This window comes from Pseudomonas sp. 9.1(2019) (assembly GCF_009910445.1).
In the GTDB taxonomy this organism is placed as follows: Bacteria; Pseudomonadota; Gammaproteobacteria; order Pseudomonadales; family Pseudomonadaceae; genus Aquipseudomonas; species Aquipseudomonas paraversuta.
In genome coordinates this window covers 12,722-37,306 of the sequence record NZ_VBWF01000008.1, presented here as the reverse complement: position 1 = coordinate 37,306, position 24,585 = coordinate 12,722, and the positions used below count along the sequence as shown (strand labels likewise).

General features: G+C 60.2%; 19 protein-coding genes. 7 read left to right on the top strand and 12 right to left on the bottom strand.

Going from position 1 to position 24,585, the window contains the following annotated elements; genetic code table 11:
• Positions 1-152: 152 nt before the first annotated feature.
• Both FEZ21_RS12925 and FEZ21_RS22755 read right to left on the bottom strand, forming a co-directional pair.
• The gene (locus FEZ21_RS12925; RefSeq protein ID WP_010657253.1) at positions 153-1,364 is read right to left on the bottom strand and encodes a M24 family metallopeptidase; all 1,212 of its coding nucleotides are present in this window, start codon (positions 1,362-1,364) and stop codon (positions 153-155) included.
• Between the two features lie 229 nt (positions 1,365-1,593).
• A complete protein-coding gene (locus FEZ21_RS22755) occupies positions 1,594-1,722 on the bottom strand; it encodes a hypothetical protein (RefSeq protein ID WP_274597067.1) in 129 nt (42 codons plus the stop codon).
• A gap of 227 nt (positions 1,723-1,949) precedes the next feature.
• Here FEZ21_RS22755 and FEZ21_RS12920 point away from each other — a divergent pair, with 227 nt between their 5' ends.
• Together FEZ21_RS12920 and FEZ21_RS12915 are read left to right on the top strand one after the other, a co-directional pair.
• Positions 1,950-2,387, top strand: coding sequence for a YqaA family protein (locus tag FEZ21_RS12920; RefSeq protein WP_010657252.1), 438 nt, complete (start codon positions 1,950-1,952; stop codon positions 2,385-2,387).
• Between the two features lie 165 nt (positions 2,388-2,552).
• Positions 2,553-5,867 (top strand): RHS repeat-associated core domain-containing protein, encoded by a 3,315-nt coding sequence (locus FEZ21_RS12915; RefSeq protein WP_160627365.1) that lies wholly within the window; start codon positions 2,553-2,555, stop codon positions 5,865-5,867.
• 9 nt (positions 5,868-5,876) lie between these two features.
• On the opposite strand, the gene FEZ21_RS12910 is transcribed toward FEZ21_RS12915, so the two are convergent.
• The 5 genes from FEZ21_RS12910 to FEZ21_RS12890 are packed head-to-tail and all read right to left on the bottom strand — an operon-like array spanning position 5,877 to position 11,261.
• Positions 5,877-6,788: an SMP-30/gluconolactonase/LRE family protein gene (locus FEZ21_RS12910; RefSeq protein WP_003444819.1), complete on the bottom strand. Its 912-nt coding sequence runs from the start codon at positions 6,786-6,788 to the stop codon at positions 5,877-5,879.
• An 11-nt stretch (positions 6,789-6,799) separates the two neighbouring features.
• The gene (locus FEZ21_RS12905) at positions 6,800-7,762 is read right to left on the bottom strand and encodes an ABC transporter permease (protein WP_003444822.1); all 963 of its coding nucleotides are present in this window, start codon (positions 7,760-7,762) and stop codon (positions 6,800-6,802) included.
• Positions 7,759-8,763 (bottom strand): ABC transporter permease, encoded by a 1,005-nt coding sequence (locus tag FEZ21_RS12900; RefSeq protein ID WP_160627364.1) that lies wholly within the window; start codon positions 8,761-8,763, stop codon positions 7,759-7,761. Before FEZ21_RS12900 ends, FEZ21_RS12905 begins: the two co-directional genes overlap by 4 nt.
• Positions 8,760-10,214, bottom strand: coding sequence for a sugar ABC transporter ATP-binding protein (locus FEZ21_RS12895; RefSeq protein WP_003444825.1), 1,455 nt, complete (start codon positions 10,212-10,214; stop codon positions 8,760-8,762). The genes FEZ21_RS12900 and FEZ21_RS12895 overlap by 4 nt, the downstream gene beginning before the upstream one ends.
• 24 nt (positions 10,215-10,238) lie before the next feature.
• Positions 10,239-11,261: an ABC transporter substrate-binding protein gene (locus FEZ21_RS12890; RefSeq protein ID WP_160627362.1), complete on the bottom strand. Its 1,023-nt coding sequence runs from the start codon at positions 11,259-11,261 to the stop codon at positions 10,239-10,241.
• Between the two features lie 233 nt (positions 11,262-11,494).
• Here FEZ21_RS12890 and FEZ21_RS12885 point away from each other — a divergent pair, with 233 nt between their 5' ends.
• The 3 genes from FEZ21_RS12885 to mntP all read left to right on the top strand — a co-directional run bounded on the left by FEZ21_RS12885 (position 11,495) and on the right by mntP (position 14,673).
• The gene (locus tag FEZ21_RS12885) at positions 11,495-12,733 is read left to right on the top strand and encodes a GAF domain-containing sensor histidine kinase (protein ID WP_160627360.1); all 1,239 of its coding nucleotides are present in this window, start codon (positions 11,495-11,497) and stop codon (positions 12,731-12,733) included.
• 14 nt (positions 12,734-12,747) lie between these two features.
• Complete coding sequence (locus FEZ21_RS12880) at positions 12,748-13,491, top strand: response regulator transcription factor (protein WP_003444841.1); 744 nt, start codon at positions 12,748-12,750, stop codon at positions 13,489-13,491.
• A gap of 612 nt (positions 13,492-14,103) precedes the next feature.
• On the top strand, positions 14,104-14,673 hold the full coding sequence (gene mntP, locus FEZ21_RS12875; protein ID WP_010657246.1) for a manganese efflux pump MntP: 570 nt from the start codon (positions 14,104-14,106) through the stop codon (positions 14,671-14,673).
• Between the two features lie 48 nt (positions 14,674-14,721).
• Here mntP and FEZ21_RS12870 read toward each other — a convergent pair whose 3' ends face one another.
• Both FEZ21_RS12870 and FEZ21_RS12865 read right to left on the bottom strand, forming a co-directional pair.
• On the bottom strand, positions 14,722-15,906 hold the full coding sequence (locus FEZ21_RS12870; RefSeq protein WP_003444849.1) for a sugar transporter: 1,185 nt from the start codon (positions 15,904-15,906) through the stop codon (positions 14,722-14,724).
• A 1,358-nt stretch (positions 15,907-17,264) separates the two neighbouring features.
• The gene (locus FEZ21_RS12865) at positions 17,265-18,404 is read right to left on the bottom strand and encodes a metallophosphoesterase (protein WP_160627358.1); all 1,140 of its coding nucleotides are present in this window, start codon (positions 18,402-18,404) and stop codon (positions 17,265-17,267) included.
• 279 nt (positions 18,405-18,683) lie between these two features.
• Here FEZ21_RS12865 and FEZ21_RS12860 point away from each other — a divergent pair, with 279 nt between their 5' ends.
• Both FEZ21_RS12860 and FEZ21_RS12855 read left to right on the top strand, forming a co-directional pair.
• Entirely contained in the window at positions 18,684-19,742 is a 1,059-nt protein-coding gene (locus FEZ21_RS12860; RefSeq protein ID WP_160627356.1) for an aromatic ring-hydroxylating dioxygenase subunit alpha, read from the top strand.
• 58 nt (positions 19,743-19,800) lie between these two features.
• Positions 19,801-20,751, top strand: a complete 951-nt coding sequence (locus FEZ21_RS12855) for a PDR/VanB family oxidoreductase (protein WP_127197084.1) — start codon at positions 19,801-19,803, stop codon at positions 20,749-20,751.
• A 2-nt stretch (positions 20,752-20,753) separates the two neighbouring features.
• On the opposite strand, the gene FEZ21_RS12850 is transcribed toward FEZ21_RS12855, so the two are convergent.
• The 3 genes from FEZ21_RS12850 to FEZ21_RS12840 form a co-directional block, all read right to left on the bottom strand.
• Positions 20,754-21,467: a GntR family transcriptional regulator gene (locus tag FEZ21_RS12850; RefSeq protein ID WP_003444865.1), complete on the bottom strand. Its 714-nt coding sequence runs from the start codon at positions 21,465-21,467 to the stop codon at positions 20,754-20,756.
• A gap of 132 nt (positions 21,468-21,599) precedes the next feature.
• Positions 21,600-22,826, bottom strand: a complete 1,227-nt coding sequence (locus FEZ21_RS12845) for an OprD family porin (protein WP_160627354.1) — start codon at positions 22,824-22,826, stop codon at positions 21,600-21,602.
• A 159-nt stretch (positions 22,827-22,985) separates the two neighbouring features.
• Positions 22,986-24,317: an MFS transporter gene (locus tag FEZ21_RS12840; protein WP_160627352.1), complete on the bottom strand. Its 1,332-nt coding sequence runs from the start codon at positions 24,315-24,317 to the stop codon at positions 22,986-22,988.
• Positions 24,318-24,585 lie beyond the last annotated feature (268 nt).

Sequence of the window (24,585 nt, the reverse complement as noted above, 5' to 3'; positions counted from 1 at the left end):
GGACATGACAAATACCCTCATTGTGTTGTTCTTGGCAGGGGTAATGGGTCAGAAAACGCTGCGTGTCTGGGTACGCATGCGTGGGTTCGTAGCAAAGGAGTCAGCGACTACACGTGGGGCAATCTGTAGTCGCTGGCGAAGGCTGCGAGCGGCTATTTCTTGATGATGTTGTGCTCCGGGCCATAGGGGAAACGGGTGATGTTTTCCCCGCCGTGTTCATTGACGATCAAGATATCGTGCTCACGATATCCACCCGCCCCCGGCCGGCCCTGGGGGATCATGATCATCGGTTCGATGGAAATCACCATGCCCGGTTCCAGCACGGTGTCGATGTCTTCACGCAACTCCAGCCCGGCTTCGCGGCCATAGTAGTGACTCAAGGTGCCAAATGAATGGCCATAACCAAAGGTCCGGTACTGCAGCAAGTCGTGCTCCAGGAAAATCTCGTTGAGTTGCAGGGCAATCTCGGAGCAGCGCATGCCCGGCTTGATCAGCTTTAACCCGGCCTCGTGCACCTTGACGTTGACCTCCCACAAGCGCAGGTGCTCGTCGGAGCAGTGATCCAGAAACAGCGTACGTTCAAGCGCCGTGTAATAACCGGCAATCATCGGGAAGCAATTGAGGCTCAGAATGTCGCCCTTGTTCACTTTGCGCGTGGTCACCGGGTTGTGTGCGCCGTCGGTATTGATCCCCGACTGGAACCAGGTCCAGGTGTCCATCAGCTCGGAGTCCGGGAAGGTGCGGGCAATTTCGCGCACCATCGCCCGGGTTGCATGCAGGGCCACTTCGTATTCCGGCACCTGGTCGCCCAAGGCTTCAATGACAGCAGCGCCGCCGATGTCTGCAATTCGCGCACCATGACGAATAATCGCGTGTTCCTCTGCTGACTTGATCATGCGCATACGCATGCACGGCGCGGCAATATCCACCAGTTCGGCCTGGGGGTAACGGCTGGCGAGCTTGTCGCGGTTGAGCAGGTTCAGATGGTCGAACTCGATGCCGATGCGCCCTGCTTTTGGTAGCGCCTGCTGGATCGCAACAAAGTAGTTATCGCGCTGCCAGTCGGTATACACAATATTGTCGGTACCCATGGTCCGGCGCCATGGCTGGCCACCGTCGATATTGGCACTGATGGTAACTGCACTGTCCTGGGTCACGACCAGCGCGTAATGCCTGCCGAACGAGCAGTACAGGAAATCACTGTAATAGTTGATGTTGTGATAAGAGGTAAACACCGCCGCATCAATATTGTTCTGTGCCATGTAGGCGCGCAGCCTGGACTGGCGATTGGCATATTCCCGGGCCGAGAAGGTTGGAGTGACTTTCTCACCGTTCTTGATCTCGATGGTTTTCGGCATTTGCATGTCAGTTACCCTGTTCTGTGATCGATCTTCGGAAGCCGCCGGCAGGCGGGTCGTTGAGGATCATTCGAACAGATAAAAAGCTGACTTTTTTGTGTGAATCCGACCTGTAGTTGGTCATACCCGCTGCCGGATCAGCGCTCCCTGCCTGTTGCCTATGGAAGGGATGTAGTCGCTGACCAGGGACGAGGCTGCGATGGGCTGCGCAGCAGGCCCTGGTGGCTCTTATGCGTTAGCCCGGCAGTTGCCATTCGATATTTTCCTGGTTGACGGTAATTCTGTCGGCAAGCAAAAAGCGCGGCTCGCGGTGCTGCACCTTCAGGGTGGGCATGCTCTGGCTCTGCCCGAAACGGTGGATCACGCCTTTGCTCAAACTCGTGCCAGCATGGCGACTCAGGTGGACAGCAGCAGGTAAGCCCCTCCTGAAACAGCGGCATAAACCGCCTCGATGTGCTGCAAAATATTGCCATCCCGCAACAAACTCCGGCATCCCTCCCAAGGATGATGTTAAAAAGCCAACCGGCGCAGCAGCCTCGCAAGGATTGCTGCAATAAGTGCGTGCAGCTCCCCTCACCCGTGGACCCCACAGTGTTTGAAATCACCAGCTATCTCGGGCTGTTTCTGGCCGCCTTCGGTGCCGCGTCATTGCTGCCGATGCAATCTGAAGCCGTACTGGTGGCCATGCTGCTTTCCGGAAAATACCTGGCAAGCACCCTGCTGCTCGTTGCTACTTTGGGCAATGTACTGGGCTCGGTCCTGAACTGGCTGCTGGGGCGTTCGGTCGAGCGCTTGCGGCATAAACCCTGGTTCCCGGTCAGTGAGCAAAAGCTCGACAAGGCCCGGCAGTTCTATCTGCGCTACGGCCGCTGGTCATTGCTGCTGAGCTGGGTGCCGATCATCGGCGATCCACTGACCATGATCGCCGGCGTGATGGGCGAACCGCTGTGGCGCTTTGTGCTGATTGTCACATTGGCCAAAGGCGCACGTTATCTGGCACTGGCTGCGCTGACTCTGGGGTGGACCTGAACATCCCATAGGTAAAAATCCAATTGCCTACACAAGCTTCACGCAATTCCTAAAATCTCAGAGACACGCACTACAGCTAACTTGAACACCGCCTTGCACACTTGCGTGACCAAAAATCCCTGACGTTCAATTGCGTCAGAACGACCGCAGCGCAAGGAAACGCGGATGTCACGTTCACTGCCCCGACATCGCTTCAACCTGTTATCCGCAGGCATCGGCGATGATCTTCAAGCCCCTCCTTTCAACAGTGCGCCCTGCGCGTTCGACCGGGAGCCGGCCGGTTGGCCCTCGGTATCGATGGCTACCGGCGAAGTTCTGCTGCGGCTCAGCGATGGTGTGCTCGACGGCCCGCTGGCCTTTGAGTGGACACGCCGGTATTGCAGTGGCGTCGTGGAAACCGCCAGTGAACTGGGATTTGGCTGGACCCACGCCCTGTGCCATCGCCTGCACTGCGACGGGCAAAGCCTGCTATGGACCGATCCTGAAAACCGTGAGACGCGTTTTCCCCGGCCTGTCGGGCAACGCCCGGACATCAGCGCCTGTGTGACCGGCCCGGCCATTTACCGCGGCGACAGCGACGGCGAACTGATCCTCGCCCCGGCCGCCAGACCCCGGCATTTCTATCACTTTCAAGACCTCGAACTGTCAGGCATCAGCGATGCCTACGGCAATCGTCTGAGCATTACCTGGCACACCGCAAACCTTCGGCGCATCGACAACGGCGCAGGACGCGCCTTGTTGCTGCGCCATGCACATGGCCGGCTCTGCGCGGTGGACTATCAGCAATATGATGACAGTGGTGAACCCGGCGACACCCTGACCGGACACAATGCCGGCTGCCGCCCCGAGCGCTGGAGCACCCTGTTCACCCTCATGACTTATCAGTACAACGACAGCGGTCAACTGATCAGCGCCAGTAATGCCCTGCAAGAAACCGAGCACTATCGCTACGACGCCCGGCACGTGATCCAGGAGCGGCAACTGGCCGGCGGCGCAGCGTTGTTCTGGGAGTGGCAACACTGTGGCAAACACTCGCGCTGCATCCGCCACAGCACCAATTTCGGGCATATGCAGATCCACTACGAACGGGATGGCCAGGGCGCTGTCACGGCCAAAAGCCAGGACGGCAGCCAACAAACCTGGGTGTACGACAACAACGGACGCCTCGTCAGTCAAACCGGCCCGGACGGTGCCCAACATCAGAAATCCTACGATGAGCAAGGCCGTTTGATTGCCGAAATTGACCCTCTGGGCGCCGTCATCCAATACCGCTACAACCCGGCCGGGCAGCTCTCGGCACTGATCCCGCCCCACGACGAACCTACGTTTTACAGTTACTGCAACGGCTACCTGCACTCAGTCCGGCAGGGACCGGCCAGCTGGAGATACGAGCGCAACGCCCAGGGTGATATCACCCGCCAAACCGACCCCGACGGCTGCGTCACCACCTGCAGCTACACCGCCAAGGGGCAAATCAGCAGCATTGTGCAAGCGGACGGCAGCGCTCACCGGCTCATCTGGAACGCCCTCGGCCAGTTGCTGGAGCACTCCCTGCCCGATGGCTCGCAACAGCGTTACAGCTATGATCTGCGGGGTCGAAAAACAGCCCGCCAGAATGCTCGCGGCGTCATCACCCGCTACCACTGGGACGCCGTGGGGCGCATGAGTCAGATCATCCAGCCCGACGGCAAAACCCGCGCCTGGAGCTATAACGCCTACGGCAAAGTGACCGCCGTGCGCGACGAGCGAGGGCACATTACCCGCTACGAATACCTCGACAACCTGCCCCTGCCCCGCCGCCGTATCAACCCCGACGCCAGCCAGGTCAATTACCGCTATGACAATGGCCGCCTGTTGCTCACCGGCATCGAAAACCAGCGCAACGAACACTACCAGCTCGACTATTACCCCAACGGCCTGCTCCGTCTGGAAATCGGCTTTGACGGTGGTACGACTGGCTATAAATACGATCTCAACGGCCAGTTGCTGGAAAAAACCCAGTACCCGACACCCGATTACCCTGACCAGCCACGGCTGATCACTGCTTATCAGCGTGACAGCGCCGGGCGCCTGCTTCTGAAAACCCTGCCCGACGGCAGCCAGATCCGCTACAGCTACGACAGCCTGGGCCGCCTCACCCGGGTCCATGACGGCGACCGGCCACTGATTTTCCAGTACGACCTGCAGGACCGCCTGATCACCGAACATCAGGGCCAGGTCACCCTGCGCTATCAATATGACGCTCAGGGCCGGCTCAGGGCCTGCCAGCTACCGGACGGCAACCGGCTGACCTACTACTATCGGCAAGGGGCCGGCCTGACAGCCATCGACCTCAACGGTGAATGCCTTACCAGCCACTGCTTCGACGACGGCCGCGAAACTGACCGTCAGCAGGGCGACTTGCTCAGCCACTACCAATACGACCGACAAGGACGAATGCAAGAGCATGTCGTCACCCCGATCAGCCACCACCATGGCTTCGCCGCCCTGGCGCTTTACCGGCGCACTTACCAGTACGACCCCGGCGGCAATCTGCGGCTGCTCAGCGACAGCCGCAAAGGCCAGCACAGTTTTGCCTACGACCCGCTGAACCGGCTGATCGCAATAAGGGGTCATGCTGAAGAGTATTTCGATCACGACCCGGCGGGTAACCTGCTACGCCAGAGCGCCAGTGGCAGAGGGCGCAGCAGCCTGGCCAACGTCAAGGCAAACCGCCTCCTGATACAGGGCGACTGCCATTTCGTGTACGACGCCTACGGCAACCTGATCCAGGAACGACGCGGCGCGGGCCAGCGCCTGGTGCGCCAATACCGCTACGACTGCCAGCACCGCCTGAGCGCCCTCACCCTGCCTGACGGCAATGAAATCAACTACCGTTATGATCCCTTCGGCCGCCGCATCGCCAAGCAGCTCAAGCACCAGAGCACAGAATTTATCTGGCAAGGGCAGCGCCTGATCGCCGAATGCACCCGGGTCTCAGACACCGCAGAAAGCTCCCGCTACCGCAGCTACCTCTACGAGCCAGGCACCGGCAAACCGCTGGCCATGCTCCAGGGCAAAGGCCCCCGCGGCGAAATTTTTTACTACCAGCTCGACCCGCTGGGTATGCCCATGGAGCTCACCGGCCGCAAGGCTGATATCGTCTGGTCGGCGCACTACCGTGCCTACGGCAAGGTGCAGCAACTCGACATCGCCGACATCAGCAATCCCCTGCGTGTTCAGGGCCAGTATCACGACGAGGAAAGCGGCCTGCATTACCACCGCCATCGCTACTACAACCCCCATACGGGGCGCTACCTGACCCCCGACCCGGACAAACTGGCCGGGGGGCTCAACAGTTACCGTTATAAGCCCGACCCGAGACAAGACTGCAGCAGGGCAGATTCCCCGTGGGAACCGGGCCGCGCCAAGGCATCAACCGCGAGCATCAGCGACCCTGCGCTGCCTGTGCCGGGCACCGGGCCCGGGCAAAACCCCTAGCCGATGCCATCAAGGCCGCTGCGCCCCCGCCACCGCGACATGAATCATGTACAGCGAGGTATTGGCGGTGATGAACAACTGGTTACGCCGTGGCCCGCCGAAGGTCAGGTTGGCCACGGTTTCCGGCAGCAGGATTTTGCCCAGCATCACCCCGTTGGCATCAAAGCATTGCACGCCATCCCCGGCGCTGGTCCAGATGTTGCCCTGCACATCAACCCGCAAGCCGTCCGGGATGCCCGGTTCAATATGGGTCAGCACCCTTGATTCACCCAGGCGGCAGTTGTCGATAACGGTCATGGCGCGGATGTGGTGGGCCGCATCCGGGTCGTGGGAGCGGGCGGAGTCGGCGATGTAAAGGGTCTTGCCGTCCGGGGCAAAGGCCAGGCCGTTGGGTTGTTCAAAATCATCGGCAACACAGGTGATGTGCAGCGTATCGGGGTCGATGCGAAACACGTTGCGCCCGCTCTGCTCGGGCTCGGCCTGGTAGCCCTCATAATCGCTGAGGATGCCGTAGGTGGGATCGGTGAACCAGATACTGCCATCGCGGTGCACCACCACGTCGTTGGGCGAGTTCAGGCGTTTGCCTTCAAACTGATCGGCCAGGGTGGTGATGCTGCCATCTGCTTCGGTGCGGGTGACGCTGCGCGTGCCGTGTTGGCAAGTGACGAGTCGCCCCTGCAGGTCGCGGGTGTTGCCATTGGCGAAATTGGACGCCGGACGAAATACCGAAACCCCCTGCTCCGGAGTCCAGCGCAGGATGCGCTGGTTGGGAATATCACTCCACAACAGGTAGCCGCCGTCGTTGAACCACACCGGGCCTTCTGCCCAGCGGCACTTGTCGTACAGACGCTCCAGCTGGGTATTGGGCAGGGTCAGGCGACGAAAACGCTGGTCGTGAAACTGGTAAATATCATCGTTCATGGTTCTGTCCTTTAAAGGCTGCGCAGCGTCTTGCGCCCGCTGACGGCGGCAATCACCGCGATTATGATGACGCCGGTGAGAATCAGCCGCACACCGGCGCTGGCGCCAAAGGTGTTGAGCATGCTCACCAGCAAGTAAAGAAACAGTGCCGCCCCCCACAGCCCCGGCACATTGGAAAACCCGCCCGCCACCGAAGTGCCGCCAATCACCACCACCGCAATCGATGCCAGCAGGTATTCCTCGCCCATGCTCAGGGACGCGCCGCCGGAAAACCCGGCCAGCAGTACCCCGCAGACACTGGCAAACACCGCACTCAACACATAGGTGGCCCAGCGCACCCGCTCCACCCGCACTCCGGCAAGCTCGGCAGCACGCATATTCTGGCCGATGGCCAGGGTCCAGCGCCCATAGCGGGTGCGCGTCAACAGGTAGCCGGCCAGAACCGTAAACAAGGCAACCGCCAGCGCCAGGTAAGGAATGCCCAGCCACCTGCCGGTAGAGAACTGATAGAACAGCTCCGGCGGCGCGATTCGCACGCTGCGGCCGTAGGCAATGGCCATGGACTGCAACAGAAAGCTCGCCGACAAGGTGGCGATAATCGGCGGGATGCGCAGCAGACGGATCAGCCCATAGTTGGCACACCCCACCAGCACGCCAATCCCCAGCACCCCGGCCAGCCCCAAAGCGATCAGGCTGTTCTGGCTGTCCATCAACTTCATGCCGACCGCTGCGCTGAGGGCGATATTGGCCGGAATCGACAGATCGATATTGCCGGGGCCGGTGGTGATGACGAACATCTGCCCCACGCCGACGATGACAAAAAATGCCGAGAACGACAGCGCACTGGACGTCAGCGCAGCGGCACCCTCACCGCCGGTAAACCCCAGGGTCGCCAGCCACACCAGCAACGCCGCCAGAAACGACCACAACCAGGGTTTGCTGCGAATACGGTTCAGAGCAATGGGCAGATTCATACCGGACGTACCTCCAGACGATTGACGGCAGTGCGCAGGGCCAGCACCAGGATCAAGATCGCGCCCTGGGCACCGATCTGCCAGTCGGGGGAAATGCGGATAAACGACAGTAGCGAGCCGGCCAGCACCAGGGTCAAAGCCCCCAGCACCGCACCGATGGGGGACACCCGGCCGCCGGTAAACTCACCACCGCCCAGAATCACCCCAGCGATCGACAGCAAGGTGTAACGCAGCGCCATATTGGCGTCGGCCGAGGTGGTCAGGCCCACCAGAAACAATCCGGACAGCACTCCGAAGCCACCCGCCAGGGCATACAGCGTGACCTTGATCCGCAACAGCGACCAGCCGGCCTTGGCCATCGCCAGCGGGTTCCCGCCAGCGCCACGCAAGACCACACCAAACCTGGAGCGCATCAAAAACAGATGCACCGCCACGGCCAGTACCACGCACACCACAATGGCAAACGGCAGCACCGGGGTCTTGATTTTGACCAGCGCCTGCAACCATTGCGGCGCACTGCCGCCGGGTGCGGGCAGCAACAGCACAGCGCCGCCGACCCAGATGAACGACATGCCCAGGGTCACCACAATCGCCGGTAACCGGCGACTGTGAATCAGCGCCCCGAGCAACGCGTAAACACCGATGCAGCCCAACAGCACCAGGCATCCCAGCAGCGGATGATCGTTGAGCAAGGTAGCTGCCACACAGGCCACAAAGCTGATAAAGCTGCCCAGCGATAGATCAAGGTCGTTGACCGTGATGATCAGCATCTGCGCAATGGTGGCCAGGGCGATGGGCACCGCCAGGTTGAGCATCAGATTCATGCCCATGTAGCTCATGGCCCGCGGCTGCATGATAAAAATCGTCGCCAGCAGCACCACCAGGGAAATCGCAGGCAAGGCGTTACGCAACCAGCGGGCGCGGTTCACCCCCCCGGCTGCGCGGTCCACGGTGTTGGCCGCGGGCGGTTTTTTTAATGTCATGGGTTGAGGCGCGTTCATGCCACCTCCTCCTGAAAGGAACTGCGCAGGATTTGCGCTTCACTCAGTTCATTGCGCGGCAGATCCGCCACCGCCTGGCCGTTGCGGAACACGTAGATGTGATCGCAGTGATTGAGCTCTTCAAGCTCGGTGGAGTACCAGATAAAAGTCCGGCCACGGGCCGCCTCTTCCTTGATGATGGCGTAGACCTCGCGCTTGGTGCCGACATCGACCCCGCGCATGGGGTCATCCATCAGAATCAGCTCGCTGTCACTGGCCAGGGCCCGGGCAAACAGGGCCTTTTGCTGGTTACCGCCGGAGAGCGACAGAATCGGATTATTCATGTCCGGGGTGCGGATGTTCATCCGCTGCTGCCACTTGGCCGCCATGGCCTGCTCTGCCTGCGGATCAATCAACAGGCCGTGCCTGAGTGCCGCCAGGGAGCTGATGCTGATGTTCTCGGCAATCGACCACAGGCTGAACACCCCGTCGGTCTGCCGGTCGCCGGCGACCATGGCCACTCGCTTCCCGCTGGCAATCCGTTCGCGCAGCAACTGCACCAGCAACTGGCTCTGGCCCTGCCCGGCCAGCCCCGCCAGACCGACGATTTCACCCGGCCAGGCGGCCACTGCCTGCCCGTTCTGCTGGCGTGCAGGCAACTGTTCGACCACCGGTGGCTGCCCGTCGCGCCTGGACACAAACACCCGGTCCTGATCCTGGGGCTTGCTCACCGTGCCCATGCACTCCACCAGCGAAGCATGGGTAAAAGCACTGGCACCCCGTACCTCCACCACACAGCCATCGCTCATCACCGCAATCCGGTCACAGGTGGCGAGCATCTCCCCCAGAATGTGGCTGATCAGCACCACGCAGCCGCCGCTTTCGACATAGCGCCGCACATGGTGCAGCAATTGCCCGGCGACCCGGGCGTCCAGCGACGAGGTGGGTTCATCGAGAATCACCAGCGCCAGATGCTCATCCACACAGGTAAAAGCACGGGCGATTTCCACCATCTGCCGTTGGGCGATCGGCAAGTCCGCCACCACCTCCCCGGGGCTGATCCTGTGGTCCGGGAAGATGCTGTCCAGGGTTGCCACAATCAATGCGCCGGCCTTGCGCCGCCAGCCAAAACCGCGCAGGCCGGGGCATGTCAGCCGGGTATTCTCGGCAACGGTCAGGTTGGGGCACAGCGACAGTTCCTGAAACACGCAGCGAATCCCGTGTTGCCGGGCCACCTGTACCGAGTAGCCGTTGCGCACATCGGCACCGCCCATCAGCACCGTGCCGCTGTCGGCACTCAGGGTCCCCGCCAGAATATGCATCAGGGTCGACTTGCCCGCGCCGTTGTGACCGATCAGCCCCAGACACTCACCGGGACGAAACGTCAGATCTACGTCATTAAGTGCGCGCACGGCGCCAAAACGCTTGCCGACCCCCTTGAGGTCAACCAGCGCTGCTTGAGTAACTGTCATTGCGCTCTCCTTCCCCGGCCAGGCTTATTGAGGTGCAGGGCTCTTCAGTTGGGCAACGTCGTCGACGCTGTACACCTGACTCACGATCCCGCCCTTCTCCAGGCCTTTGAGCGAGCTTTCGAGGGTGTCCTGGGTGACGCTGATCGCGGGCGACAGCAGGTCATGGGGCAACTGTTTGCCATCGAGCAACTGCTGGGCAACCCAGAACGACAGGCTGGAGATGCTCGGCGCGCTGGAGATCGAGAACGACTGGTAGCCGTTGGCGTCTTTCTGTTTTTTCCACCACGCCAGTTCTTCTTCGCGGTTACCGAAAATGATCACCGGCAATGGCCGACCCGCTGCGGTAAAGGCCTGGGCCACCCCGAAGCCGTCATCGCCCTGGGTCACCACCGCATCGATTTTCGGCAAGCTGGGCAAGATCCCCGCCACGGCTTTTTGCGCCGCGGTCTGCGACCAGTTGCCGTTGACCGAGCCTACGACCTTCAACTGCGGATGCTTGCTCGCGCCGGCGACGACCCCGGAGTGGATCATCCCGTCCACCGAGACCCCGGCCAGGCCGCGCACTTCCAGCACATTAGCCCCGTCCGGGAAGCGCTTGGCCAGATAGTCCATGCCATCCAGACCGCTTTGCTTGAAGTCCATGGAAATTCTGTAGGCACAGGGTTCAGTGACGATGCCGTCGAAAGACACCACGACAATTCCCGCATCGCAGGCCTGCTTGACTGCGCCGTTCAGTGCGGTGGGCGAAGCCGCATTGATCACGATGGCGTTGTAGCCCTGCAGGATCAGGTTCTGGATCTGCGCCGCCTGTTCAGTGGCCTGGTTCTCCGCTGTGGTGAACGAGTCCGCCCCGGCAATGACCCCGTCCTTGACCGCCTGCTCAGTGGTCTGTTGCCAACTGTTGAGCATGCTCTGGCGCCAGGAGTTGCCGGCATAGTTATTGGACAGCGCGATGGTTTTGTCGGCCGTGTCGGCCTGGGCGTGCATGAAGGGGGTAATCAGCAATGCAGTGGACAGCAAGGCGCAACGCAGCGTGTGACGTTCCATGACATGACCCTTATTATTTTTGTGGGCTAATTGACACCCTCAGTCTGATCGGGCCACGGGGCTCTGTCTGGGGCGTTGATGCACACTTGATACCCTTTGCGCGCAAATAACCTGCGGGATCCCGCAAAAGAAACGCGCAAATATGCAGGGTTTTTGCCCCTGGCCGCTGAGCGCTTTGGGTCATACTCGGATATCGGGCCGCCAGCGGGTGCGCCTCTGACGGATTGCAGGCCATGACCCAAAGAGTCCCCATCGCGGCAGAAAACGTGTTGCATCATTTTCTCGGGATTTCCCGCGCACTGGCCGGGCGCCTGGACTTTCAGTCGATGATCGATGCGGTATCCGAAGAGATCCGTTTTATCCTGCCCCACGATCATCTTGACGTCAGCCTGCTGCTGGATGACGACAGTCACCTGTCGGCATATGAAACGGGTCTGCACACCTCCTGGAGCGATTTTGCCTTTCATCCGCTGGCCATTACCCGAAGTCCGATTCGCGCGCTGTTGCTGGGGATGGAGCCCTATATCCTCAGCGACGATGCGATGAACGACCAGCGCTTCCAGTTCCCCGGCGCCCTCAATCACCCGATTTTCGATGCCAATTTACGCAGCCGCCTGCACGTCCCGCTGCGCGCCCGGGGTGAAGTGATCGGCGCCCTGAGTTGCTCCACCCACGCCGCCAACTTCTATACCCTGGATGATGTACGCCACACCCAGCATGTGGCTGATCTGCTGGCGTCCTATCTGTATGCCCTGCGCCAGACCGAACAGGCCAAACATATGGCAATCGCCGAGGCGCAGATCCGTGCCCGCGAAGAAGGCCTGCGCCTGGGGGCACTGCGCCTGACCGAAGAGCTGGAAAACGAGCGCCAGCGCATCGGCATGGACCTGCACGACCAGACCCTGGCCGATATGACCCGTCTGCACCGGCGTATCGCCCGCCTGCAACTGCTGGACCAGATCCCGGCAGCAGAACTGGCCCCGGTCGGCCAGGCCCTGCAAGAAAGCATGCAGGAATTGAGACTGATCATTGATGCGGTCAAACCCACCGTGTTGCAGCTGTTCGGGTTTGTCGAGGGGCTGGAGGACCTGCTGCTGCGCAGCGTGCGCAACAGTGGTCTGGAGATTGTCACCCGCCTGCGGGACAACACCGGCGGGCGGGCCAACGACCTGGCCGAACCCCAGCAGATCGCGCTGTTCCGCATCATTCAGGAAGCGGTCAATAATGCGATAAAGCACGCGGCACCCAATGTGATAATTGTCGAGATCACCGTCTATGGCAGCCACTTGCAACTGACCATTGTCGACGACGGCCCCGGGCTGGACAGCCTCAATCGACTGGAAACCGGCGGTATCAAAAACATGCGCATACGCGCTCAACTGCTTGGCGCGCAGGTGCAGATCGAGAAAGGTCCCGACAACAAAGGCACCTGCGTCCAGGTCAGCCTGCCATTGCCGGACCGGGCCCAATAGGTAGAGAGAACACCATGCAAATCCTGTTGATCGAAGACGACCCGGTGCACCGTGCCTTTTTCAGGGAGGTGATCGAGGGGGCGCTGCCAGAATGCGAGCGCCTGCATGAAGCCGAGGATGGCCTGGTGGGCGAGCGGCTGGCCCATGAATTTGCCATTACCTCGGTGGTCATGGATCTGCAGATGCCAAAACGCACCGGGGTCGAAGCTGCACGGGCGATCTGGCGCGAGCGTCCCCACACCTCAATCATGTTCTGGTCCAACTACGCCGACGAAGCCTATGTGCGGGGTATCTCACGCATCGTTCCCGAGGGTGCGGCGTATGGTTATATCCTCAAGACAGCCTCCGAGGATCGCCTGCGGCTGGCACTGCGCAGCCTGTTTATCGAGCAGCAGTGCGTGATCGATCGTGAAGTGCGCGGAGTGCAGCAAAAGAGCCAGAATCACCTGCTTGGTCTGACCGATACCGAATACGAAGTATTGCAGGATATCGCCCTGGGCCTGACAGACCGGATCATCGCCCAACGTCGCAACCTGTCGTTGCGCAGCGTGCAAAACCGCCTGCAACAACTGTATGAAAAGCTCGGCGTGCGCCAGCCCGGCACCGACAGTGACAGCAGCCCGGCCTTTAACCTGCGTTCGAGGGCGGTCAACGTGGCACTGTTGCGCAAACTGCTGAACCGCACAGCCCTGGAACAGGCCGAACTTGAATTGCAGGAATGGCTCAAAGACCCGCGCTTCAACCCCCTGCGGCATTGAAACAGGCCTGGATCAAGCCACAGAAATGCCTCCAGCGAACACCAACCTGTAGGAGCGAGCTTTAGATCTTGAAAAGCTCGCGAGACAAGCTCGCTCCTACAGAGGGAGGTGCTCAGCTTGGCGCGGCCACACAAAATCCTGCACCGCACGGCCCTGAAACAGGTCTGCATCAAATTACAGAAATGCCTCCTGCGACCCCCAACCTGTAGGAGCGAGCTTGTCTCGCGAGCTTTTGATCTTGAAAAAGCTCGCGAGCAAGCTCGCTCCTACAGAGGTAATCAGCCTGGCGCGACCACACAAAATCCTGCACCGCACGGTCCTGAAACAGGTCTGCATCAAATTACAGAAATGCCTCCTGCGACCCCCAACCTCGCTCCTGCAGTAGGCAAGGGCAATCAAGGATTTCACCTTTTTTTCACATGCAGCTGCTATCCTGCGCGCCTCTTTGGGGAGTAGCTGGCCGTCACGCTTGTGGCGGCGCTCTGGTCAACATTCTCGGCAACCTGCCGTGGCCATGGCATCCGTCTGGATTTGCGAGACCAACGACATACCTGTGCTGAAGTCGGGCGCACAGTGTTATGCCGTTGTCTTGAGCCCGACTGGATAATAAACATGAACCCGATTGCCCTGATTCTCCTCGCTTTCGCCATGTCGACAGATGCCTTCGCGGCAGCCATCGGCAAAGGCTCCAGTCTGCACAAACCGCGTTTCACAGAAGCCCTGCGCACCGGCCTTATCTTCGGCGTGATTGAAGCCATCACCCCCGTAATCGGCTGGGCCATCGGCAACGCCGCCAGTAGCTATGTCACCCAATGGGATCACTGGATCGCCTTCACCCTGTTGCTGGGTCTGGGTCTGTACATGATCTACAACGGGGTCAAGCCCGATGATGAAGAAGCCGAAGAGAAACCGTCGCAGCACTCATTCTGGATTCTGGTGATCACCGCCATCGCCACCAGCATTGACGCGCTGGCGGTCGGGGTTGGCCTGGCATTTGTCGACGTGAATATCTGGATGGCCGCCGCGGCCATTGGTCTGGCCACCATGACCATGGTGATCATCGGCACCATGTTGGGGCGAGCACTCGGCAGTCTGGTGGGCAAGCGTGCGGAAATCGTCGGTGGCGTGGTGCTGATTATCGTGGGTGCAACGATCCTCTATGAACACCTGAGCGCCGTTTAAATCCTCACCGGTATCTGACGCAGGGGCTGCGTCAGATACCGGCATTGCTCAGCCCGGCGTGACCGAGCGGCTGATCCGATACAGTGACCAGCTGTACAACGCCAGCGCCAGGCCTGCCAGCGCACCGCCCACCAGGCCGATCCAGGCAAAGCCCAGATGGCCACCGACATAACTGCCCAGCAGCGCACCGCCACCGATACCGATGTTGTAAATTCCCGAAAACATCGCCATCGCCACGTCTGTCGCATCTGGCGCCAGGGTCAGCACCTTGGACTGCAACGCCAGGCCGAAGCCCATGATCGCCATGCCCCAGAAAATGCTCAGCACTCCCAGGGACTCAATCCAGCCGCTGGCAGGCAGCAGCAGCAACAGGCAAAGCGTCAGCAAAGCCACAGCACCGAGCAAGAATCGCTGCGGGTTGTGCTTGTGGAACCAGCTGAAACACAGGGAGCCAATGATCCCTGCGCCACCGAACAGCAACAGGACCAACGTCACCATGCTGCCACTCATGCCCGCTACGCCCTGAACAAAGGGTTCGATGTAGCTATAGGCCGTGAACTGCGCAGTCACCACCACTGCCGTCAGCACATAGATCGCCACCAGCGCCGGACGCTTGAACAGAATCGGCAGGCTTCTGAGCGAGCCCGAGTTCTGGCTTGGCAGCAGGGGCAATGTGCGGGTCAACCACAACACCAACAACCCGGCCAGCCCGGCAATCACGATAAACGTGGTGCGCCAGCCCATGGCCTCACCCAGTAAACGACCGAGGGGCACACCCAGCACCATTGCCAGCGAGGTACCGGTGGCCAGCAAACCCAGGGCCTGAACCTGCTTGCCCTCGGGTGCCAGACGCACGGCCAGGGAGGCGGTAATTGACCAGAACAGGGCGTGAGACAACGCTACCCCTATTCGGCTGAGTAATAAAATGCCGAAGTTGGTGGCCAGGCTCGACAGCACATGACTGAGGATAAACAGCCCGAACAGCACCAGCAGCAACTTGCGGCGTTCCACGTTGCGGGTCAGCAGCATGATCGGCAGCGAAGCCAGGGACACCACCCAGGCATAAATGGTGAGCATCAGCCCGACGCTGGCGGTGGTCATGTCGAAGCTGGCGCCAATTGCGCTCAGCAGCCCGACCGGGACAAATTCGGTGGTATTGAACACGAACGCGGCCAGAGCCAGTGCGATGACAGGTTGCCAGTTTGCGCGGGATGCAGAAGTGGGGTTGCTCATTTAAGGGGTGAACTACTCGCTAGCGATGGTATGACAGGTTCAGGATCCGGTCTTGCTGATGCTCCTTGTTGTATGCACAACAGGTGCCATCTGAAAGCGTCGGGGCTGAACCAACGGGGCGGCATTCTATAGACTTCTGTGATGCCGGTTGGAGCACATTGAAATACCCCCCCGGGACATTTGGCCGCACCCCTAGGGGTGCGGCCACGTTCAAGATCAAGGTTAGGTGCTGGGGCCAGTTTTTGCTTTTTGCTTTTTGCTTTTAAAGCAGATGCCTCTGCCGCCACTCGATAGTCGGTGCAACGCAGACGCCCATCACAGGAGGCCGAACGCAGGTGCTGTTGTGGGGGTGGCGAGGCAGGACGCCGAGCCAGCCGTGCCGGGCCATGGATGGCCCGTCACGGCGTGCCCCCACAACAGCGCCGGAGTGAGGGCACCGGGCGAGCCTGGGCGAGCTCGGCCGTATGGTAGGGCGCAGACTTTTTGGTTCCTTTTGGGGCGTTTGCCAAAAGGGACTCGCTGTAAGAGCGAAACCGATATTTCAGTTAAACCCCTGTAACGGATATGTACGCGGTACTGCAGTTAAAACTGAGCGTACATATCCGTTCTATGTATCACGGCTTTTTACGGGTTTCGCCCTTACGGCGAGTCCCTTTTGTCAAACAGCCACAAAAGGAACCAAAAAGGCCTTGCCCCAGCGTACGGCCTTCGCTGCGCTCAGGTTCCCTCGCTCCGGTCCCGCTCCGTGGCCACGCCGTGACGGGCCATCCATGGCCCAACACGGCTCTCCCGGCATCCATGCCGGGAGGACCACTACGCAGAACCTCCTCTCGGCCTCCCGAAGGGGCCAGTAGATCAAGATCAAAAACAAATCAAAAACAAATCAAAAGCAGATCAAAAGCAGATCAAAAGCAGATCAAAAGCAGATCAAAAACGACCTTGTAGTCGCTGTTTTGCTTTTTGCTTTTTAAAAACGAGGCCCCTGCCGCCACTGGATAGTCGGAACGACGCGCATGCCCATCACAGAAGGCCGAACGCAGGTGCTGTTGTGGGGGTGGCGAGGCAGGACGCCGAGCCAGCCGTGCCGGGCCATGGATGGCCCGTCACGGCGTGCCCCCACAACAGCGCCGGAGTGAGGGCACCGGGCGAGCCTAGGCGAGCTCGGCCGTATGGTAGGGCGCAGACCTTTTGGTTCCTTTTGGGGCGTTTGCCAAAAGGGACTCGCCGTAAGGGCGAAATCTATATTTCAGTTAAACGCCTGTAATGGATATGTACCCGGTAGATCTATAGATCCCACCGCGTACATATCCGTTTGATGTATCACGGCTCTCTACGAGTTTCCCTGCGCTCAGATCCCCTCACTCCGGCTGCACCTTCGGTGCACGCAATACGATCTCGGTGATTTCCGATGGCCGCCCCAGTCGAACCGGGAAACCATTCCACAAACCCGTGCCGTTACTCACATACAACTGCATGCCGGCCACTGCATACAGCCCCGAGACGAAGCCTTCGTTAGCCCACTTCGCAATCAGATGCGGACCCAGTATTTGCCCGCCATGGGTGTGCCCCGACAGTTGCAGGTCAACGCCCTGCCCCGCGTTGACCAGTGCACCGCCCGGGCGATGGCTGAGCAATATGACCGGATCACCCGCCGGAGCGCCTTTGAGGGCCTTGATGATGTCCGGCTCCGGCAACTTGAACGGTTGCGCCGCTTTGTCGGTGACCCCGGCCAGTACCAGATCGCGCCCGTTATGGGTGATCAGCACATGCTCGTTGAGCAGCATATGCAAACCAAGATGCTCAAAGGCCGGCAGCCAGTGCACGTAGTCGACGTAGTACTCGTGGTTACCCGGGATGGCAAACACACCATAACGTGCCCGCAGATCCTTGAGCGGCTGTACGTCGTCGACCCTGGCCCGGGGCGAACCGTCCACCAGGTCGCCGGTGATCAGGATCAGGTCCGGTTTCAGTGCATTGGTTTTGTCCACCACGGCCTGGAGCCAGGGAGCCTGCAACAATCGGCTGGCATGCAGGTCGGTGAGCTGCACAATACGCAACCCGTCGAGCTCTGCAGGCAGACGTGGCAAAACGATCTCCATGGTTTTGACGTCCGGCACACGAATCGCCTGCCACACACCCACAGCCGACAGACCCGTGCTGATCAGGCCAAGGGCAATCCCCAGGCGACTGCCGCCCAGCAAGACCCGCCCGGTTCTACCCCGCAGGGCCCAGACCACAATGCCCACCAGATCCCGGATCAACAGCAGCAGCGCCAGCAGTATCAGGCTGGCAAATGCCCACCCCAACACCACAAGCACCTGACCCGGCACCTCGGGGGACGCCATGCTGCCAAAGAAGGTACGGGTGACAAGGTGGTGCTCGGCGATCAACAGCAGCAGAACACCCAGCCCGATCTTGCCCGCCCGGCCCACGGAGAGCAGCCGGACAAAGCGCCAGATCACATAAAGAGCAATGATCGCGGTGATGAGATGAAACATGTTTCCCCCTGCCATAAGCCTGTACGTCTGACTCGCGCACTCTGGCGCAGGAGAGACCGATTTGCACGCGAGCCTGACAACCCGGTCGCAGCAGTGCAAACGGCAATGCTTACAGAATGTATCCAAGGCCTGAATATCGTCCAATGGATCCATTAAAGCCCAACACTCCAATTAACCGTTCGATAATCGGCTATTAATGCCAAACAACATTGACCACATAGGCACAGCCGATTACTAATGGATCCATAAAATCAATAACACCTGATTTGGAGATTGGTCATGTACCCAAAAAACACTTGGTACGTCGCGTGCACCCCAGATGAAATTGCCGACAAACCCCTGGGTCGGCAGATTTGCGGTGAAAAAATCGTCTTCTATCGCGCCCAGGAAAACCGGGTCGCCGCGGTCGAGGACTTTTGCCCCCATCGCGGCGCTCCGCTGTCTTTGGGCTATGTCGATAACGGCAATCTGGTATGTGGCTATCACGGCCTGGTCATGGGCTGCGACGGCAAGACCGTGGAGATGCCAGGGCAGCGGGTTCGCGGTTTTCCGTGCAACAAAACCTACGCCGCGGTTGAGCGCTATGGCTTTATCTGGGTCTGGCCCGGCGACCAGGACCTGGCCGACCCCGCACTGATCCATCATCTGGAATGGGCGGTTAGCGATGAATGGGCCTACGGCGGCGGGCTGTTTCATATCAATTGCGATTATCGCCTGATGATCGACAATCTGATGGACCTGACTCACGAGACCTACGTCCACGCTTCCAGCATCGGCCAGAAAGAAATCGACGAAGTTGCCCCGACCACCACCGTCGAAGGCCACGAGGTGGTCACTGCGCGGCACATGGAAAACATCATGCCCCCGCCCTTCTGGCGCATGGCATTGCGCGGTAATAACCTGGCCGACGACGTGCTGGTTGATCGCTGGCAGATCTGCCGCTTTTCACCGCCCAGCCATGTCTTGATTGAAGTGGGCGTGGCCCATGCGGGCAAAGGCGGCTATCACGCAGCCCCCGAGTTCAAGGCGTCGAGCATCGTGGTCGACTTCATCACCCCCGAAACCGAAACCTCGATCTGGTACTTCTGGGGCATGGCGCGCAATTTCAACCCCCAGGACCAGGCCCTCACCGATACGATCCGCGAAGGTCAGGGGCAGATCTTCAGCGAAGACCTGGAGATGCTCGAGCGCCAGCAACAAAACCTGCTGGACCATCCACACCGCGCCCTGCTCAAACTCAATATCGACTCGGGCGGTGTGCAGTCACGCCGGGTACTGGAGCGCATCATCGCCAGCGAACACTCCCCCGAACCGCAACTGATCGCCAGCGCACAGTAAAACCCGCGCACGGCAGCCGCTGCCGTGCCAGCCTCCCCCATAAGAGCAAGGAACCGGCATGATTGATGTGGTGGTGATTTCACGCAAAAACGAAGCGCAGGACATCTGCAGCTATGAGCTGGCCAGTATCGATGACTGCGCCCTGCCCGGGTTCAGCGCCGGCGCACATATTGATGTGCATCTGCCCGGCGGGCTGATCCGTCAGTACTCCCTGTGCAACCATCCCGACGAGCGCCATCGCTATGTGATCGGCGTGCTCAAGGACCCGGCTTCACGGGGCGGTTCGCAAAGCCTGCACGAACAGATCAAGCCCGGCGACCGCCTGCGCATCAGCGAGCCGCGCAATTTGTTCGCACTGACCCACGATGCCCGCCGCAGCCTGCTGTTCGCCGGCGGGATCGGGATTACCCCGATTCTGTGCATGGCCGAGCGCCTGGCCCATAGCGGTGCAGATTTCGAACTGCATTACTGCGCACGCTCCAGTACTCGCGCCGCCTTTGTTGAGCGCCTGCGCAATTCGCCTTTCGCTGACCGGGTGTTTCTGCACTTCGACGAACAGCCCGAAACCGCCCTGAACGCCGTCCGGGTACTGGCCGACCCACAGCTCGACACCCACCTCTATGTATGCGGCCCGGGAGGCTTCATGCAGCACATTCTGGACAGCGCCCGGGCCCAGGGCTGGGAGGAAGCGGCGCTGCACCGCGAGTACTTCGCTGCAGCACCGATGGACAGCAGCAACGACGGCAGTTTTTCCGTCAAGCTGGGCAGCAGCGGCCAGGTATTCGAGATTCCGGCCGACAAAACCGTGGTCCAGGTTCTGGAAAGCCATGGCATCGACATCCCCATGTCTTGCGAACAGGGCGTCTGCGGAACCTGCCTGACCCGTGTACTTGAAGGTGTACCGGATCACCGCGACATGTTCCTCACCGAGCAGGAGCAAGCCTGCAACGATCAGTTCACACCCTGCTGCTCACGCTCGAAATCGCCGCTGCTGGTGCTGGATATCTGAACTCAGTCCGGGCGGTGAATCACTTTCATCCGCTCACTGGCCACCGCCGAGCCAAATATTTCGGCATAGCGCAAAGTTGCGTTGGCGTGCTCGCGCATGATGGCTTCGGCGCGGGCACCCTGGCCACTGACCAGGGCATCGAACACCGAGTGGTGCTGCATGTGCGCGTAGTTGAAACGCCGGTACTCGCGCACCATGTCCTTGCGATCGACCGCCAGCGCGGTCACCGAAGCAAATGGCAAGTGATCATTGCGCGCCAGCGCATCGGCAATCGCCGGGTTATGGCTACCCTCGATGATCACCTGATGAAAACGCATGTTCAGATCGTGATAGATCTCAAGATCGTCCTCGGTCACAAAGCCCTTGTCGAACAGCTCATCGCCTTGCATCAGGCACAGCTCGAGGACTTTGCGCCCTTCGGCCGACAACCCGCGCTCGGCAGTCTGACGGGCCGCCAACCCTTCCAGCACACCGCGCACCTCTACCGCGCCGGCAATATCATCGGCACTCACCGAGCGCACCTGAAAGCCGCGACCGCCAAAACGCACCAGCAAGCCTTCCTGCTCCAGGGTGCGAAACGCCATGCGCACCGGCATCCGGGACACACCGAACAATTCAGCGGTAGGGATTTCCATCAGGCGCTCGCCCGCGGCAAGCTCGCCTGAGGCAATCATTTTGCGCAGTGCGATCAGCACTAATTGACCGGGCTTGCTCATCCAGACAACTTCCAGAAAACAGGGGCGGCCATAGTAACAGGCACATCCAAAAACCCGTAGGAGCGAGCTTGCTCGCGAGCTTTGCGTGATCAAGAGCTCGCGAGCAAGCTCGCTCCTACGGGCCTGTCGAGGCTATATCGACAATGGATAACTCACGATCACCCGGGTCTGGTCAAAGTCGCTGTTGAAGCTGCGCCGGTTGGTGGCATTGTTGATGCGCAGGCCGAGGTTTTTCAGGGTACCGCTCTGAAAGGTGTAACTGACCTCGGTATCACGTTCCCACTCCTTGCCGTTGGTGCCTTGCTTGGTGGTGGCGTTGTCACCATGTCCATAACGAACCATGGCCAGCAACCCCGGCACTCCCAGTGCGGCAAAGTTGTAGTCATAGCGCGCCTGCCAGGAACGTTCGTCGGCATTACTGAAGTTACCGTTGAACATATCGTTGCCCAGGGTACGGCCACTGCTGCCGTACACCGACATCCAGCCGGTGTCGCCACTCACCCGCTGCAAGCCCAGATACAAGGTATGGCCGCCGGTTGCTGCCGAAAACAGGCCATAGGCCGTGTGGCTGCTGACCTTGCCGATGCGGGCACTGCCATCATCCTTGTCAATGAAGTAACCAAGATTGGCCCCCAGCACCCAGTCGCCGACCGGTTGCTTGTGCAGCAGATTGAAATAGCTTTGCTGGTAGATATCTTCCAGCTGCGAATGCCACAGCCCCACCTGGGTGCGCTGCTGATTGAAACGGTACTCGGCACCCGCGTAATTGAAGCGGTCGGAGGTTACCCCCGGCGCAGCCCAGGCCGAAAGATCCTGCATATCCGAAGAGTTGCGCAAGCTGACAGATCGGTACTGACCCGCCTGCAACCCCAGCCCTTCGATCTCTTTGGAGACCAGCATGGCACCGCGGAAAGTCTGCGGCAGCAGGCGGCCATCGTCGTAGCGCAACAGCGGAACATCCGGCAGCAGCTCACCGAGCTTCAACTCCGTAGCGGAAAAGCGCGCTTTCGCCGCAACCCCGGCACGGCCGAAATGGTCAGCGGCGCGACCGTCATCGTGTACCGGCAGCAATTCCGAACCGCTGGCCAGCCGGCTGCTGTCCAGCTTGACCCCGAACATGGCTATCCCCTCCAGACCAAAGCCCACCGGCCCCGGGGTGTAGCCCGAGTTGAACTTGAGAATAAAACCCTGCGCCCACTCATCCACCTTGCTTTTAGTGGCGCCCGGATCACGGAAGTCACGGTTGAAATAGTAATTGCGCAGCAGCAAGTCGGTGCTCGACCCTTCAAAGAAACCCTCTTGCTGCGCCAGTGCCGAGGCGCAAAAGCTCAACGAGAGCAAGCCGGTCATCATCTTCATTATTATTGTTCTCCGATTATCGGGCGCAGTCGCTCCCTGCAGCTGATACAGCCCGCCCGTTTTAATTGTTATTTGAATCTGCAGGAGCGAGCTTGCCTCGCGATCTTTTCAATCGCACAGGGCTCGCGAGACAAGCCCGCTCCTACAGGCGGAACATGATCAGGCCGACGCCAGCACCGGCTGTGCCTGCGCCGACGATGGCTTGAGCAGCAACAGACAGCCCGCCGCGACCACAAATACGATGGCAAACACTCCATACAAGTGCAGCGGCTGCCAGCCGGCATCCAGCAAAAACCCGGCAGCGATTGGCGACACAATGGCGCCGATACGACCGATCCCGATGCCCCAGCCCACCCCCGTCGCCCGTACGGAGGCGTCATACACCACCGGCGACAGTGCATACAGGCCAGCCACACAGCCGTTGGAAAACATCCCGATCAGCAAGCCCAACCCCAGGGCAGCCATCACCGAAGACGCCGAGCCGACAAACAGCACCAGCAAACCGGCGGTAATCAGCATGAACAGCGACAGTACACGGGCCAGCGGCCAGCGCGATGACAAGCCGCCAATCAATGCCGCACCGAAGATGCCGCCAACACTCAGCAGTACGCCCCCGGTAATCCCCTGTTGCGCGGAAAGCCCGGCCGACACCAGCAACTTGGGGGTCCAGCTCATCACAAAGTAGAAACCGAACATCACCAGGAAGAACAACAGCCAGATCACCAGCGTGGTGCGACGCATTGCAGGTGCCAGCAGTGCACCCAGGGCATTGCGGTTGCCGGACGGGCTTGCGACCAGCGGTGGCATTTGACTCAGGGGCGGCTGCCCCAGACGCCGGGCCAGACGGTTGATCCGTTGCAAGGCGGTTGCCGGACGACGCGCCAGCAGAAAATCCAGCGACTCGGGCAGCCACAACAGCACCAGCGGAATCACTGCAAAGGTGACCAGCCCGCCGAATACAAACACCGAGCGCCAGCCCCAATGGGTCAGTAACCAGACTGCCAGCAAGCCACCCAGCGTTGCCCCAAGGGCATACCCGGTGGACTGCAGGCTGACCGCCAGGCCGCGCCAGCGCTTGCTCGCATATTCACTGGCAATCACGTTGCTGCTCGCCAGAATCCCGCCAATCCCGAGCCCGGTGAGACCGCGCAACAAAGCCAGTTGCAGCGGACTCTGACTCATGGCTGAAAGCAGCATGCCGCTGCCCGAGATCACCAGGCACAACAGGATCAAAGGTCGACGACCGATGCGGTCAGCCCAGGGCGCGATAAACAAGGAACCTGCGGCCATACCGAACAAACCGGCACTGAGCAGCAAGCCGATCTGCGCACCGTTGAGTGCCCACTCGGCCGATACCGAAGCCGCTGTGAACGCCATCACCAGCACGTCGAACCCGTCAATCATGTTCAACACAATGCAAATACCGATCGCGAGCAACTGAAAGCGAGTCATAGGGCCGTTATCCACGGCGGTTTTCAGCTCCATGGACATGGCTGTGCCTCCGTGTCGCCAAAGACCGGAACCACGCAAAAAACGGTAGTGCACACAGACGTAAAGTCAGCAGAACTCAGGCAGTTCTGCGCCCTGGATAAGCCATTCATGACGAGACCCTTTTTTTGTAGTTTTGATGGGTGACGTTCAGGAGGGGCCCTGCAATCACCTGGCGCTAGTCAACCCGTTAATGGATCCACAGGCAATATGAGGGGACAGTGCAAGGACCGGATATCCTTCAGGGGAGTGGCCTTAATGCGATACATGA